Raw genomic sequence first — 13,665 nt, forward strand, 5'->3', positions numbered from 1 at the left:
GCTTGCCCCGCGACTTCATGCTTGCTCGCACATTCCCTTCAACGCCTGCACCCATTGCGGGTGATCGTTCAGGCAAGGCACCAGCACCAACTCCTCCCCGCCCGCCTCGACAAACTGCTCGCGCCCGCGATCGCCAATCTCCTCGAGTGTCTCGATACAGTCGGCGACAAACGCCGGGCACATCACCAGCAACTTCTTGACCCCAGCCTTGCCCAGCTCGTCCAGGCGGGTCTCGGTATAGGGTTCGATCCACTTGGCCCGCCCCAGCCGCGACTGGAACGACACCGACCACTTGCCCTCCGGGATACCCATCTGCCGGGCGAACGCCTGGGCGGTGCGAATGCACTGGCCGCGATAGCACACCGCGAGCATTTCAGGCGATGCATCGCGACAGCAGTCCGGGTCCTGGAAGCGATGGTTGCCAGTGGGGTCGAGCTTTTTCAGGTGCCGCTCGGGCAGGCCGTGGAAGCTCAGCAACAGGTGATCGTAGTCCTGTTCAAGGTAAGGCCTGGCACTGGCGACCAGCGCGTCGATGTATTCCGGGCGGTCGTAGAACGGCTGCAGTACACGCATCTGCAGCGCCAGGTTGTGCTCGGCAATCACCTGGCGGGCCTGCTCGACCACGGTGGTCACCGTGCTGTCGGCAAACTGCGGGTAGAGCGGCGCCAGGGTGACCTGCTTCACGCCCTGGGCAGCCAGGCGCGCCAGCACGGTCGGCAAGGAAGGCTCGCCATAACGCATGGCGATTTCCACCGGGCCATGGGTCCACTGCTCGCGCATGGCGTCTTGCAGGCGACGGGTCAGCACCACCAGCGGTGAACCTTCATCCCACCAGATCGAGGCATAGGCATGGGCCGATTGTTCGGGGCGCTTGATCAGGATCAGCGATACCAGCAGGCGGCGCACCGGCCACGGCAGGTCGATGACGTAGGGGTCCATCAGGAACTGATTGAGGTAGCGGCGCACATCGGCCACCGAGGTGGAAGCCGGCGAACCCAGGTTGACCAGCAGCAGAGCGTGATCGGTCATGCAACGTCCTATTTCAGAGGCGACTGGACAGCTCATCCAGGGCCGATTGCAGATCATTGAAGCGAAAGGTAAAGCCGGCTGCGAGCAAACGTACCGGCCGCGCCCGCTGTCCGCCCAGCAGCAGGGTCGACAACTCACCCAGCCCGGCCTTGAGCACCAGCGCCGGCAGCGGCATGAAGGCCGGACGATGCAACACTCGACCCAGGCGCTTGGCGAACTCGCGGTTACGCACCGGCTCCGGGGCGCAGGCATTATAAGGACCGCTGGCGTCCTTGTGCTGCAAGAGAAAATCAATCAGGGCGATCTGGTCATGTATATGAACCCACGGCATCCATTGGCGACCATCCCCGATCGGCCCGCCCAGCCCCAGTTTGAACGGCGTGCGCAGGCGCGACAAAAAGCCGCCCTCGCTCGACAGTACCAGCCCCGTGCGCACCAGCACCACACGTATGCCCAGGGCCTGGGCGCGTTGCGCGGTTTCCTCCCAGGCGATGCACAGCTGACTGGCGAAATCTTCCTTGACCGGCTGCGAGGCCTCGGTCAGCTCACGCTCGCCGGCATCGCCGTACCAGCCTACCGCCGAGCCTGAAATCAGCACCTCGGGGCGTTGCCGACGCTGCTCAAGCCAGGCCAGCAACTGCTCGGTGAGGGTGATCCGGCTGCTCCACAACAGCGCCCGCCGCCGTGCCGTCCAGGGCCGGTCCGCAATTGGCGCGCCGGCCAGATTGATCACCGCATCGAGCGGCTCATCCGCACTCAACTCCTCCAGCCGGGCGATGCCGCGAACTCCGGCGCCGCACAATCTGCCCACCTGTTCGGGGCGCCGGCTCCACACCGTCAACTGGTGCCCTTTGGCCAACCAGTGCTGACAAAGCTGTTGGCCTATCAACCCCGTACCGCCGGTCAGCAATATATGCATGGCTGTGTCCTCACTTGGCGCGCCAGTGGTCTATTTTTAAGAACAAGGCACTTTTTTGACCGATCGCTCTCGGATAAACATAGGACAACCTGTGATAACGAGCGGAATCACCTCGCACAGGGCTCTTGAGCGGTACAGGTTTGTCCGGCAGCGTAGTCTTTAACCATCAGGTTCGAAGAGGCCATTATGAGTGTACCTATTGCCATTATCGGTGCCGGTATCGCCGGCCTGTCAGCGGCCCAGGCCCTGCAAAAAGCAGGGCAGACCGTCCACTTGTTCGACAAGGGACACGGCAGCGGGGGGCGCATGGCCAGCAAGCGCAGCGATGCCGGTGCCCTCGATCTGGGCGCCCAGTACTTCACGGCTCGCGATCGGCGCTTCGTCGACCAGGTCCAGCAATGGGTCGCCGCCGGCTGGGTAGCCGAGTGGAAACCCCAGCTCTACAACTACCACAATGGCGTGCTGAGCCCTTCACCAGACGAGCAGACCCGCTGGGTCGGCGTGCCCCGCATGAGTGCCATTACCCGTGGCTTGCTCAAGGACCTGACAGTCAATTTCACCTGCCGTATCGCCGAGGTGTTCCGCGGCAAGCACTACTGGCACCTGCAAGACACCGAAGGCTGCAGCCATGGCCCGTTCAGCAAAGTGATCGTGGCGGTTCCCGCACCCCAGGCCACTCAACTGCTGGCGGCCACCCCCAAGCTCGCCTCCACCGCCGCGGGTGTGCAGATGGACCCGACCTGGGCCATCGCCATGGGCTTCGATACCCCCCTGGATACACCGATGCAGGGTTGCTTCGTGCAGGACAGCTCCCTGGACTGGCTGGCCTGCAACCGCAGCAAGCCCGGACGTGACACGCACATGGACACCTGGGTCTTGCACGCCACCTCCAGTTGGAGCAAGCAGCACATCGACCTGAGCAAGGAGGCGGTGATCGAGCAGCTCTGGGGCGATTTCGCCGAGTTGGTCGGTTGCGTCGTCCCGGCCCCCAGCTTTTCCCTCGCCCATCGCTGGTTGTACGCCCGTCCGGCCGGCAACCATGAATGGGGCGCCCTGGCCGATGCCGACCTGGGCCTTTATGCCTGCGGCGACTGGTGCTTGTCGGGTCGCGTGGAAGGCGCCTGGCTCAGTGGCCAGGAAGCGGCACGACGGCTACTCGAACACATGGAATGATCCCTCACGGGGCTGCCTCCTGCGCCGCCCCGCTGCCTCCCGGCCAACCCTATAAAAGCCCTGCACAGCAATTGACTTGCCCGCGCCTGCCTCTATGATGGAGGTTATTTGTACAGATAATGTAATTTGTACAAGTTTTTAGGACCTGGCCATGAAGGCGCCACTGCACACCAGCAAACCCAGAATCGCTGTCAGCGCCTGCCTGGCCGGTGCTTCAGTGCGCTACAACGGCGGACACAAGGCGTCTCGCCTGTGCAACGAGGTGCTGGCCGAGCACTTCGAGCTTGTACAGGTCTGCCCCGAGGTCGCCATTGGCCTGGGTGTACCCCGCGCGGCGATTCGCCTGGTCGGCGACCCGCGTGATCCGCAAGCGGTAAGCCGTCGCGATCCTGCACTGGAGCTGTCCGGCCCGCTGCGGGCATACGGTGAACAGATGGCCGACGAGCTGGATGACATCTGTGGCTACATTTTCATGCAGAAGTCACCTTCCTGCGGTCTTGAACGGGTCAAGGTGTACCAGGCCAACGGCTACCCGGCCCGCGAAGGGGCCCGCGGCCTGTACGCGGCAGCCTTTTGTGCGCGCCGCCCCGATCTGCCGGTAGAAGAAGATGGCCGCTTGTGCGACCCGGTGTTGCGCGAGAACTTCATCACCCGCGTGTATGCCTATGCCGATTGGCAGCGCTTACTGGCCGAGGGCTTGAGCCGCGGGGCGCTGATCGCCTTCCATGCCCGCTACAAGTACCAACTGATGGCCAACCATCCACAGCAGTACAAGGTGCTGGGCAAACTGCTGGGCAGCATGAGCCGCGACGACGACCCCCACGTGCTCGGCCCCCGCTACTTCAACCAACTGATGCAGGCGCTGAGTCGCTGCGCCAGCCGCGGCAACCACAGCAACGTGCTGCAGCACCTGAGCGGCTACCTGCGCGATGCGCTGAGCCAGGACGACCGGCAGGAAATGCACCAGTTGATCGGCCAGTACCACGCCGGCGTCATTCCTCTGGTCGTGCCGCTGACGCTGCTCAAACACCACCTGCGCAACCACCCCGATCCCTATGTGCTACAGCAGGTCTACCTGCAACCGCACCCGCAGAACCTGAGCCTGCACAACGGCATCTGAGGCCGTGAATACGCGTGCGATGAAAAATAGCGATCGTTGACCAAGGACCACCATGCAATTGATCTGGTTGCGCAGCGACCTGCGCATACATGACAACACCGCCCTGGCCAGCGCCTGCGCGCGAGGCCCGACGATGGCCATCTGGCTGGTCAGCCCGCATCAATGGCGCGCCCATGATGATGCGCCGTGCAAGGTCGACTTCTGGCTACGCAATGTGCGCGAGTTGAGTGACCGACTGGCTGAGTTGAACATTCCCTTGCTGATCCGCGAGGCGGACAGCTGGGAGCAGGCACCGGCGGTACTGTTGCAGGTATCTCGTGCGCACCGGGTCCAGGCGCTGCACCTGAACGAAGAATACGGTGTCAACGAAAGCCGCCGGGACCAGGCGGTCAGCCAGGCATTCTCACAGGCGGGCATTGCGGTACATCGGTATCTGGACCAATTGCTTTTCAAGCCCGGCAGCATCCTGACCCGCAATGGCGGCTACTTCCAGGTGTTCAGCCAGTTTCGCAAGGTCTGCCACGAGCGCCTGCACCTGAGCCTCCCCGCCTTGCAACGTCCCATTGCGCCCCAGCCCCCTGTGCCAGTTGCCAGTGATCCGGTCCCCGAGGCGGCTGCAGGCTTCCCGCCTCCACCAGCCAGCCTTCGCGAGCTCTGGCCTGCCGGCGAACGAGAAGCCCACGGTCGACTGCAACGATTCGTCGAGGACACCGTCGACGACTACCAGACCCAACGGGACATTCCTGCGGTTGCCGGTACCAGCCAGCTCTCGGCCTACCTCGCCGCCGGGGTGATCTCGCCCCGGCAGTGCCTGCACCAGGCACTGGCACATAACCAGGGCGAGATCGACAGCGGGAACCACGGGGTGCAAACCTGGATCAACGAGCTACTGTGGCGTGAGTTCTACAAGCACATTCTGGTCGGCTACCCTCGCGTGTCCCGCCACCGCGCGTTTCGCCAGGACACCGAAGCGCTGCCCTGGCGCCATGCCCCTGAAGACTTGAAGGCCTGGCAGGAGGGTCGTACCGGTATCCCGATCATCGATGCCGCCATGCGCCAGTTGCTGGCGACCGGTTGGATGCACAATCGCCTGCGCATGGTCGTGGCGATGTTCCTGACCAAGAACCTGCTGATCGACTGGCGCGAAGGCGAGCGTTTTTTCATGCGCCACCTGATCGACGGCGACCTGGCGGCCAACAATGGCGGTTGGCAGTGGAGCGCATCGACCGGCACCGATGCCGCGCCATACTTTCGTATTTTCAACCCGATCAATCAGTCCAGGCGTTTTGACAGCCAGGGGCTTTTTATAAAGCAATGGCTGCCTGAGCTGGCCGAGTCTGACGAAAAACACGTGCACAGCCCGCTACCCGATGGCGGGCTCTTTGCGCACCCCCGCTATCCCCACCCCATCGTGGACTTGGGCAGTAGTCGTCAACGCGCGCTGGAGGCGTTCAAGAACCTGGCTGCGCGCCAGCAGGAAGGCGTCGAGCCCTGAGCGAAGCTGGCCCTGCGATCAACGCAGGGCCACGGCAGGATTACAGCGGCATACGGTAATGCAGGGTGTAGCTTTCCACGCCATCGTTGGGTGTTTGCATACCGGCGTTGGAGTAGTGAATCGCACGCACCCCGACTTCATGGCCACCGGCAAAGCGCAGGCCAAAACCGATGCGGTCTTCAAACTGGAAAGAGGAGCCCAACTCGTTGTTTTCAATTTCGGTGCTGGAGAATGCTGCGACCCCGATACCGGCTTCGATATAGGGTTTGATTGACTCACCGGCGAACTCGTAGACAAACACGGGCGCAAAGGAAAGACTGTGGTTACTTGCGGTCTTGTCGCCGTCCCAATAGGTGTAGGCTCCGTCCCAATAACCAGTAAGCCGGCCTACGCTAGTTTGCCACCAACTAACATCCCAGTTCGATTCCAGGCCCAGGCGATAGGTCATGGTCGATTCGCCGGTTTGCCCAACCGCGAACGAAATATCAGCCGCTTGCGTTGTTAAAGATTGCCCCAGGGTCAAGGCTGCAACAGCAGCCAAACAAAGCAGTTTCCTCATGAGAAACGTCCTTTTCCTAATGCTGTAGTTGGTTCTTTTGTCTCACTGGACAAATTTTTAGAAATCGTCGATGTTGCGTTAGTTCATCCAATGTTGAGTGCTTTTCACACTTTTTTACATTGTGAAGCTTCGCACACTGTCAGATTTATTCCACAACATAGGCAGGATCTTTCGCAAATGTTCCGGGTTCGCACTGGTCCAGAACTGCGTGTCTCGGGCGGGGCCTGTCGACAGTAATTGCCGCTCGCCGAGCAGGCGCTGCAATTGGCGCGCGACCGCGGCACCGGTGTCGATGATGGCAATGGACGCCGGCACCATTTGCGCCAAGAGCGGCTTGAGGAAGGGATAATGGGTACAGCCCAGGATCAGGGTGTCGCAACCGGCATCGAGCAAGGGACGCAGGTAGCCCTGGAGTAATTCACGCAGGGCAGGGCTGCTCAGGTCGCCGGCCTCGATGCATTCGACCAGGCCCGGGCAAGGCTGAGTGACGACGCGCACGTCGTTGGCGAAGCGGTCGAGCAAGGCAGCGAACTTGGCGCTCTGCAAGGTGCCGGTCGTTGCCAGCACCCCCACCACGCCGCTGCGGGTGGCCGCCGCTGCGGGCTTGACCGCAGGCTCCATACCTACCAGCGGCCACTGCGGATACTGCTCGCGCAGGTCGGCCACGGCCGCCACAGTGGCCGTGTTACAGGCAAGCACCATCGCCTTGGCACCCTGCGCACGAAAGAACTCGGCCACCCGGCGGCAGCGCTCGCGGATGAACTCGGGGGATTTTTCACCGTAGGGAATGTGCCCGCAGTCGGCCACATAAAGCAGCGATTCGTTGGGCAGCAGGCGCTGGATTTCTGCCAGCACCGACAGGCCGCCCACGCCCGAGTCAAAGACGCCGACGGGCGCCGATGCCTGGTCAGCCATGGTCCGCGCCACAAACGCTGCAACCTGGATCACGCTTGACGCGCAACTCTCGAAAGCGACTGCCCAGGGCATCGATCAGCAGCAAGCGTCCTACCAGTGGCTCGCCAAACCCGGCCAACAGCTTGAGCGCTTCCAGTGCCTGCAGGCTGCCGACCAGGCCGACCAACGGGCCGATCACCCCGGCTTCGCTACAGGTCAGCTCGGCTTCGCTGCCGTGCCCATACAGGCAGTGGTAGCAAGGACTCTCGGGGCGGCGCGGGTCGAACACCGACAGCTGCCCTTCCAGTCGAATCGCCGCACCACTGACCAAGGGTTTGCCCTGGGCCACGCAGGCGGCATTGACTGCCTCGCGGGTGGAGAAGTTGTCGGAGCAATCGAGCACCAGGTCCACTGCCTGGACGGCGGCGGCCAGAGAGTCTTCATCCAGGGCGCTGCGGTGGGCAACCAGGCGGATTTCGGGGTTGATCGCCTGCAAGCGGGCCAGCGCCGAATCGACCTTGGTCATGCCGACCGAGGCGGTGTCGTGCAGCACCTGGCGTTGCAGGTTGGTCACATCGACCGTGTCGAAGTCGGCCAGGTGCAGCTCGCCGACACCGGCTGCCGCCAGGTACAAGGCCACGGGCGAACCCAGGCCGCCGAGCCCGACAATCAGCGTCCGGCTGTTCTTCAGGCGCAACTGGCCATCGATATCGACCTGGGCCAGGAGGATTTGCCGGCTGTAGCGCAACAGCTCCTGATCACTCAGCACGACAGTCGCCCCAGGCTGATCCGTTCATTGCCGCCCAGGTCGATGCGGCTTTCGATCTGTTCAAAATCGTGGCGAGCGAGCAGCTCGCGGACCGCAGCGCCCTGGTCGTAACCGTGCTCGAGCAATAGCCAGCCGCCGGGCTGCAGGTGCACCGGGGCCTGGCTGATGATCGTGCGCAGGTCGTCCAGGCCATCGACACCGGCTACCAGGGCACTGCTCGGCTCGAAGCGCACATCCCCGGTAATCAAGTGCGGATCTTCGCTGGCGATGTAGGGCGGGTTGCTGATGATCAACTCGTAGCGTTCGCCCTGCAGGGCATCGAACCAGTGGCTGCTGCGCACCTGGACATTGTTCAACTGCAAGCGCTGGCGATTGCGCTCGGCCAGGGCCACCGCCTCGAGCACGCGGTCCACGGCCGTCACCTGCCACTGCGGCCGCTCGCTGGCCAGGGCCAGGGCAATGGCACCGGTGCCGGTGCCCAGGTCCAGCACCCGCACGGGCGTTGGCGGCAGCAGCTCAAGGGCGGTCTCGACCAGCAGCTCGGTGTCCGGACGCGGAATCAAGGTATGCGGTGCCACTTCAAGGTCCAGGTTCCAGAACCCTTGCTGCCCCAGAATGTAGGCCACCGGCTCGCCGCTGCGGCGCCGCTGCAGGTACTGGGCGAAAGTCAGCGCCGCCTCGCTGCTGACAATTCGCTCTGGCCAGGTATGCAGGTAGCTTCGCGACTTGCCGATGGCCGCGGCCAACAGCAGTTCCACATCCAGACGCGCCGTCGGCGAATCCGGCAGCTCCGCAGCGCGAAGCAGGCTGGCGATAATCGTCATTTACTCACCCAGTGCAGCCAGTTGGTCAGCCTGATACTCGGCCAGCAGCGGCTCGATCACCGCGTCTACCCCACCGGCCAGAACTTCATCCAGGGAATACAGGGTCAGGTTGATACGGTGATCGGTCACCCGGCCCTGTGGATAGTTGTAGGTACGAATTCGCTCGGAGCGGTCGCCCGAGCCCACCAGCAACTTGCGCTCGCTGGCGATGGCATTCTGTGCAGCGCTGGTCTGCATGTCGTTGAGCTTGGCCGACAACCAGGACAACGCGCGTGCGCGGTTCTTGTGCTGGGAGCGCTCTTCCTGGCACTCGACGACGATACCGGTCGGCAAGTGGGTGATGCGGATCGCCGAGTCGGTCTTGTTGACGTGCTGGCCACCGGCACCCGAGGCACGGTAGGTGTCCACGCGCAGATCGGCCGGGTTGATCTCGATCGCCACTTGCTCGTCCGGCTCCGGCAGCACCGCCACGGTGCAGGCCGAGGTATGGATACGGCCCTGGGATTCGGTTTCCGGCACGCGCTGCACCCGGTGGGCGCCAGATTCGAACTTCAGCTTGCCGTAGACATTGTCGCCCTCGACCCGGGCGATGATCTCCTTGTAGCCGCCATGCTCGCCTTCGTTCTCAGAGAGAATCTCCAGGCGCCAGCCACGGCGTTCGGCATAGCGCGAATACATGCGAAACAGATCGCCCGAGAAGATCGCCGCTTCGTCACCGCCGGTACCGGCGCGGATTTCCAGGAACACGTTGCGCCCGTCGTTGGGGTCCTTGGGCAGCAACATGCGCTGAAGTTGGACTTCAAGCCCGGCCAGTTGCTCCTTGGCCTCGCGCACTTCCTCGACGGCCATTTCCCGAAGGTCGGGGTCGCTATCCTTGAGCAGCGCCTGGGCGCCGGCCAGGTCATCCTGGACCTTGCGCCACTGGGCGTAGGTCGCCGCGACCGGCTCGACCTCGGCATATTCGCGCGAGTAGGCGCGAAAGCGCGTCTGATCGGAGATGACTTCGGCATCGCCCAGCAGGGCGGTCAATTCCTCGAAACGGTCCTGGAGGGTATCCAGCTTATTGAGCAGCGACGCTTTCATTGCGGGGTTTTATCCGTCGAACCCTCATTGAGGGCAAAGAGTTCCTGTGCCATGGCCAACGCATCGAGGCGGCCTTCGGCAGAGAGCTTTTTCAGTTGCACACTGGGTGCATGCAGCAATTTGTTGGTCAGCCCGCGTGCCAATTGCACCAGCACCTCGTCGGCACTGGCACCGTTGGCCAGCAGTCGCTGGGCCTTTTGCAATTCTTCGTCGCGCAGGCGTTCGCTCTGCTGACGGTAGGCCTTGAGCACATCCACCGCGGCCAGCTCGCGCAGGCGCAGCATGAAATCCTCGGCACCGACGGTCACCAGCTCTTCGGCAGCCTGGGCAGCACCCTGGCGGCTCTTGAGGTTCTCGGCGACCACATCGTGCAGGTCATCGACCGTGTAGAGGTAGACGTCATCGAGTTCGCCGACTTCGGGCTCGATATCGCGCGGCACGGCGATGTCGACCATGAAGATCGGTTTGTGCCGGCGTTGCTTCAAGGCACTTTCCACCGCGCCCTTGCCCAGGATCGGCAGCTGACTGGCGGTAGAACTGATAACGATGTCGCTGTTGACCAGCTCCTGGGGGATATCGGCCAGCAGCACCGCATGGGCACCGAACTGTTCGGCCAGGGTACTGGCCCGCTCCAGGGTCCGGTTGGCCACCACAATGCGTCGCACCCCCTGCTCGTGCAGGTGACGGGCGACCAGGGTGATGGTTTCGCCCGCGCCGATCAGCAGCGCCTGGCTGCGACCCAGGTCGCTGAAGATCTGCTTGGCCAGGCTGACGGCGGCAAAGGCCACCGACACCGGGTTTTCACCGATGGCAGTGTCGGTACGCACCTGCTTGGCGGCGCTGAAGGTGGCCTGGAACAGGCGACCGAGCAGCGGGCCGATGGTCCCGGCCTCACGGGCCACGGCATAGGCCGACTTCATCTGCCCGAGGATCTGCGGCTCGCCAAGCACCAGCGAGTCAAGGCCGGAAGCCACCCGCATCATGTGCCGCACGGCGTCATGATCCTCATGGATGTAGGCACTGGCGCGCAGTTCATCGAGACTCAGCTGGTGATACTCGGCCAGCCAGCGCAGAACGCTCTCTGCGCCCAGGTGGTCCTGCTCTATATAGAGCTCACTGCGGTTACAGGTCGAAAGGATCGCAGCCTCGCGGCTGGCGGTCAGTCGACAGAGCTGCTGCAAGGCGTCCACCAGCTGCTCAGGGGTAAACGCCACGCGCTCGCGTACGTCTACCGAGGCAGTCTTATGGTTGATACCGAGGGCAAGAAAGGCCATGCAAGGTCGCTGATTATGACGAGAAGCCGATAATTGTCCTACTTCGCAGGTTCCAGAACAACCACCGCTCGCTATTGTCTCTATAGACTACCCCTACCGAGACCTTCGCTTATGGGTTTGCCCCGGCGCTTGTGTCATGATGATCCGACCGCTGGTAAGCCGCCCAAATCCTCATTATGAATAGATCCTACGCGTTGCTCCTTGCCTTGGCCCTGCTCCAGGGCTGCCAGACCCTGTCCCCGGACTCCACCGATGACCAGGCGCCTGCCCTCGATGGCGCGCAACAGCAGCCGGAAAAACCCGTGGTCTATGGATCGTTCAGCCAGGACACCGTCTATAACCTGCTGAGCGCGGAGCTGGCCGGCCAGCGCAATCGCTTCGATATTGCCCTGGACAACTACGTCAGCGAAGCCATCAAGACCCAGGACGCCGGGATTTCCGAGCGCGCCTACCGCATCGCCGAGTACCTGGGCGCCGACCAGCCCGCCCTCGACACCGCCCTGATCTGGGCGAAAAACGCCCCCGACAGCCTCGATGCCCAGCGCGCCGCCGCCATCCAGCTGGCCCGCAGCGGCCGCTACGACGACTCGATGGTCTACATGGAGAAGGTGCTGCAAGGCCAGGGCGACACGCACTTCGATTTTCTTGCCCTGTCGGCCGCTGAAACCGACCAGGACAGCCGCGACGGCCTGCAGAAAAGCTTCGATCGCCTGCTGAAAAAATACCCGGACAACGGCCAGCTGGTGTTCGGCAAGGCCCTGCTGCTTCAGCAGGACGGCAACGCCGAGGCCGCCCTGAACCTGCTGGAAGCACACCCGGCCGACGACGGCGAGATCGCCCCGGTGCTGTTGCGCGCACGCCTGCTGCAGAGTGTGGGCCGCGGCGAAGAAGCCCTGCCGCTGCTGCAGAAAACCATCCGCCAGTACCCGGACGACAAGCGCCTGCGCCTGACCTACGCGCGCACGCTGGTCGAACAGGATCGCCTGGACGACGCCAAGGTCGAGTTCTCGAGCCTGGTCCAGCAATACCCGGACGACGACGAACTGCGCTACTCCCTGGCGCTCATCTGCCTGGAAACCAAGAACTGGGACGAAGCTGCCGGCTACCTGCAAGAGCTGATCGAACGCGACAGCCATGTAGATGCCGCGCACCTGAACCTGGGCCGCATCCACGAAGAGCGCAACCAACTCGAAGAAGCCCTTGGCGAGTACGGCCAAGTGGGCCCGGGCAACGACTACCTGCCGGCGCAACTGCGCCAGGCCGACATCCTCGTGGCCAATGGCCGCAGCGCCGAGGCCTCGCGTCGCCTGGCCATGGCCCGCGATGTACAGCCCGACTACGCCATCCAGCTGTACCTGATCGAAGCCGAGGCCCTGAGCAACAACGACAAGGACGCCCAGGCCCTGAGCGTGCTCGAGACGGCACTCAAGCAGTACCCGGACGACAACAACCTGCTCTATACCCGCGCCATGCTGGCCGAAAAACGCAACGACCTGGGCCAGATGGAACGGGACTTGCGCAGCATCATCGCCCGCGAACCTGAAAACGCCATGGCGCTCAATGCCCTGGGCTACACACTGGCCGACCGCACCACCCGCTATGGCGAAGCCAAGGCCCTGATCGAAAAAGCCCACCAGATCACCCCCGATGACCCAGCCGTGCTCGACAGCCTCGGCTGGGTCAATTACCGCATGGGCAACCTCGACGAAGCCGAGCGCCTGCTGCGCCAGGCGCTGGAGCGCTTCCCCGACCACGAAGTCGCCGCGCACCTGGGTGAAGTGCTGTGGGCCAACGGCAAGCGCCGCGAGGCCAGGCAAACCTGGGCCAAGGCCTTCGAAGCCCAACCCGACAGCCCTATCCTGCGCAAGACTGTTCTGCGCCTGACCGGATCCGAGACTCTTTAAGCCTATGTTTTTGCGCCACTGCATCACCTTCAGCCTGATCGCCCTGCTTGCCGGTTGCGCCGGCTTCGGCTCCCGTGAAGCCCTCCAGGGCCAGGGCAGCCCGCAACTGTGGCGCGAACACAAACAGCAGCTGAGCACCCTGGACGGCTGGCAGATCAACGGCAAAGTCGGTATCCGTGCACCGAAAGACTCCGGCAGCGGCACCCTGTTCTGGCTGCAGCGCCAGGATTACTACGACATCCGCCTGTCCGGCCCGCTGGGTCGTGGTGCTGCCCGCCTGACCGGGCGCCCCGGTGGCGTGGTGCTGGAGGTGGCCAACCAGGGTCGCTATGAAGCCAAGAACCCGGAAGCCCTGCTGGAAGAACAACTGGGCTGGGAGCTGCCGGTTTCGCACCTGGTCTGGTGGGTCCGCGGCCTGCCCGCCCCCGACAGCAAGAGCCAGCTGACCCTGGGCAGCGACAGCCGCCTGGCCAGCCTCAAGCAGGATGGCTGGGACGTGCAGTACCTGAGCTACACCGAACAGAACGGCTACTGGCTGCCCGAACGCCTCAAGCTGCACGGCCAGAACATCGATGTGACGGTGGTGGTCAAGGACTGGCAGCCGCGCCAGCTGGGGCACTGA

The 13,665-nt window shown here is 63.4% G+C and carries 13 protein-coding genes; 5 read left to right on the top strand and 8 right to left on the bottom strand.

What is annotated here, in order from left to right; translation table 11 throughout:
• Positions 1-15: 15 nt before the first annotated feature.
• Both hemH and NPS58_RS25050 read right to left on the bottom strand, forming a co-directional pair.
• Entirely contained in the window at positions 16-1,029 is a 1,014-nt protein-coding gene (gene hemH, locus NPS58_RS25045) for a ferrochelatase (RefSeq protein ID WP_274117935.1), read from the bottom strand.
• Positions 1,030-1,042: 13 nt separating this feature from the next.
• Positions 1,043-1,948, bottom strand: coding sequence for a TIGR01777 family oxidoreductase (locus NPS58_RS25050; RefSeq protein WP_274117936.1), 906 nt, complete (start codon positions 1,946-1,948; stop codon positions 1,043-1,045).
• Between the two features lie 186 nt (positions 1,949-2,134).
• Between NPS58_RS25050 and NPS58_RS25055 the strand changes: the two genes are divergently transcribed.
• The 3 genes from NPS58_RS25055 to phrB all read left to right on the top strand — a co-directional run bounded on the left by NPS58_RS25055 (position 2,135) and on the right by phrB (position 5,736).
• Positions 2,135-3,121 (top strand): NAD(P)/FAD-dependent oxidoreductase, encoded by a 987-nt coding sequence (locus NPS58_RS25055; RefSeq protein WP_274117937.1) that lies wholly within the window; start codon positions 2,135-2,137, stop codon positions 3,119-3,121.
• 151 nt (positions 3,122-3,272) lie between these two features.
• Positions 3,273-4,241: a DUF523 and DUF1722 domain-containing protein gene (locus NPS58_RS25060; protein WP_274117938.1), complete on the top strand. Its 969-nt coding sequence runs from the start codon at positions 3,273-3,275 to the stop codon at positions 4,239-4,241.
• 52 nt (positions 4,242-4,293) lie between these two features.
• Entirely contained in the window at positions 4,294-5,736 is a 1,443-nt protein-coding gene (phrB, locus tag NPS58_RS25065; protein WP_274117939.1) for a deoxyribodipyrimidine photo-lyase, read from the top strand.
• Positions 5,737-5,776: 40 nt separating this feature from the next.
• On the opposite strand, the gene NPS58_RS25070 is transcribed toward phrB, so the two are convergent.
• The 6 genes from NPS58_RS25070 to hemA form a co-directional block, all read right to left on the bottom strand.
• A complete protein-coding gene (locus tag NPS58_RS25070; protein ID WP_274117940.1) occupies positions 5,777-6,295 on the bottom strand; it encodes an acyloxyacyl hydrolase in 519 nt (172 codons plus the stop codon).
• A gap of 114 nt (positions 6,296-6,409) precedes the next feature.
• Entirely contained in the window at positions 6,410-7,210 is an 801-nt protein-coding gene (gene murI / locus NPS58_RS25075; protein WP_274117941.1) for a glutamate racemase, read from the bottom strand.
• Positions 7,203-7,958 (bottom strand): molybdopterin-synthase adenylyltransferase MoeB, encoded by a 756-nt coding sequence (locus tag NPS58_RS25080; RefSeq protein WP_274117942.1) that lies wholly within the window; start codon positions 7,956-7,958, stop codon positions 7,203-7,205. The genes murI and NPS58_RS25080 overlap by 8 nt, the downstream gene beginning before the upstream one ends.
• Positions 7,952-8,782: a peptide chain release factor N(5)-glutamine methyltransferase gene (gene prmC, locus NPS58_RS25085; RefSeq protein WP_274117943.1), complete on the bottom strand. Its 831-nt coding sequence runs from the start codon at positions 8,780-8,782 to the stop codon at positions 7,952-7,954. Before prmC ends, NPS58_RS25080 begins: the two co-directional genes overlap by 7 nt.
• Complete coding sequence (prfA, locus tag NPS58_RS25090; RefSeq protein WP_274117944.1) at positions 8,783-9,865, bottom strand: peptide chain release factor 1; 1,083 nt, start codon at positions 9,863-9,865, stop codon at positions 8,783-8,785.
• On the bottom strand, positions 9,862-11,139 hold the full coding sequence (gene hemA, locus NPS58_RS25095) for a glutamyl-tRNA reductase (RefSeq protein WP_274117945.1): 1,278 nt from the start codon (positions 11,137-11,139) through the stop codon (positions 9,862-9,864). The genes prfA and hemA overlap by 4 nt, the downstream gene beginning before the upstream one ends.
• A gap of 176 nt (positions 11,140-11,315) precedes the next feature.
• Here hemA and NPS58_RS25100 point away from each other — a divergent pair, with 176 nt between their 5' ends.
• Positions 11,316-13,043: a tetratricopeptide repeat protein gene (locus NPS58_RS25100; protein WP_274117946.1), complete on the top strand. Its 1,728-nt coding sequence runs from the start codon at positions 11,316-11,318 to the stop codon at positions 13,041-13,043.
• 4 nt (positions 13,044-13,047) lie between these two features.
• Entirely contained in the window at positions 13,048-13,665 is a 618-nt protein-coding gene (gene lolB, locus NPS58_RS25105) for a lipoprotein insertase outer membrane protein LolB (RefSeq protein WP_274117947.1), read from the top strand.

It is taken from the genome of Pseudomonas putida (genome assembly GCF_028682455.1).
GTDB lineage: Bacteria > Pseudomonadota > Gammaproteobacteria > Pseudomonadales > Pseudomonadaceae > Aquipseudomonas > Aquipseudomonas putida_AA.

Bases quoted from the DNA above. Each gene is read 5' to 3' on its own strand.
- murI (WP_274117941.1), bottom strand. From the start codon at position 7,210: ATGGCTGACCAGGCATCGGCGCCCGTCGGCGTCTTTGACTCGGGCGTG.
- phrB (WP_274117939.1), top strand. From the start codon at position 4,294: ATGCAATTGATCTGGTTGCGCAGCGACCTGCGCATACATGACAACACC.
- NPS58_RS25100 (WP_274117946.1), top strand. From the start codon at position 11,316: ATGAATAGATCCTACGCGTTGCTCCTTGCCTTGGCCCTGCTCCAGGGC.
- NPS58_RS25060 (WP_274117938.1), top strand. From the start codon at position 3,273: ATGAAGGCGCCACTGCACACCAGCAAACCCAGAATCGCTGTCAGCGCC.
- prmC (WP_274117943.1), bottom strand. From the start codon at position 8,782: ATGACGATTATCGCCAGCCTGCTTCGCGCTGCGGAGCTGCCGGATTCG.
- NPS58_RS25055 (WP_274117937.1), top strand. From the start codon at position 2,135: ATGAGTGTACCTATTGCCATTATCGGTGCCGGTATCGCCGGCCTGTCA.
- prfA (WP_274117944.1), bottom strand. From the start codon at position 9,865: ATGAAAGCGTCGCTGCTCAATAAGCTGGATACCCTCCAGGACCGTTTC.
- NPS58_RS25050 (WP_274117936.1), bottom strand. From the start codon at position 1,948: ATGCATATATTGCTGACCGGCGGTACGGGGTTGATAGGCCAACAGCTT.
- lolB (WP_274117947.1), top strand. From the start codon at position 13,048: ATGTTTTTGCGCCACTGCATCACCTTCAGCCTGATCGCCCTGCTTGCC.
- hemA (WP_274117945.1), bottom strand. From the start codon at position 11,139: ATGGCCTTTCTTGCCCTCGGTATCAACCATAAGACTGCCTCGGTAGAC.
- NPS58_RS25070 (WP_274117940.1), bottom strand. From the start codon at position 6,295: ATGAGGAAACTGCTTTGTTTGGCTGCTGTTGCAGCCTTGACCCTGGGG.
- hemH (WP_274117935.1), bottom strand. From the start codon at position 1,029: ATGACCGATCACGCTCTGCTGCTGGTCAACCTGGGTTCGCCGGCTTCC.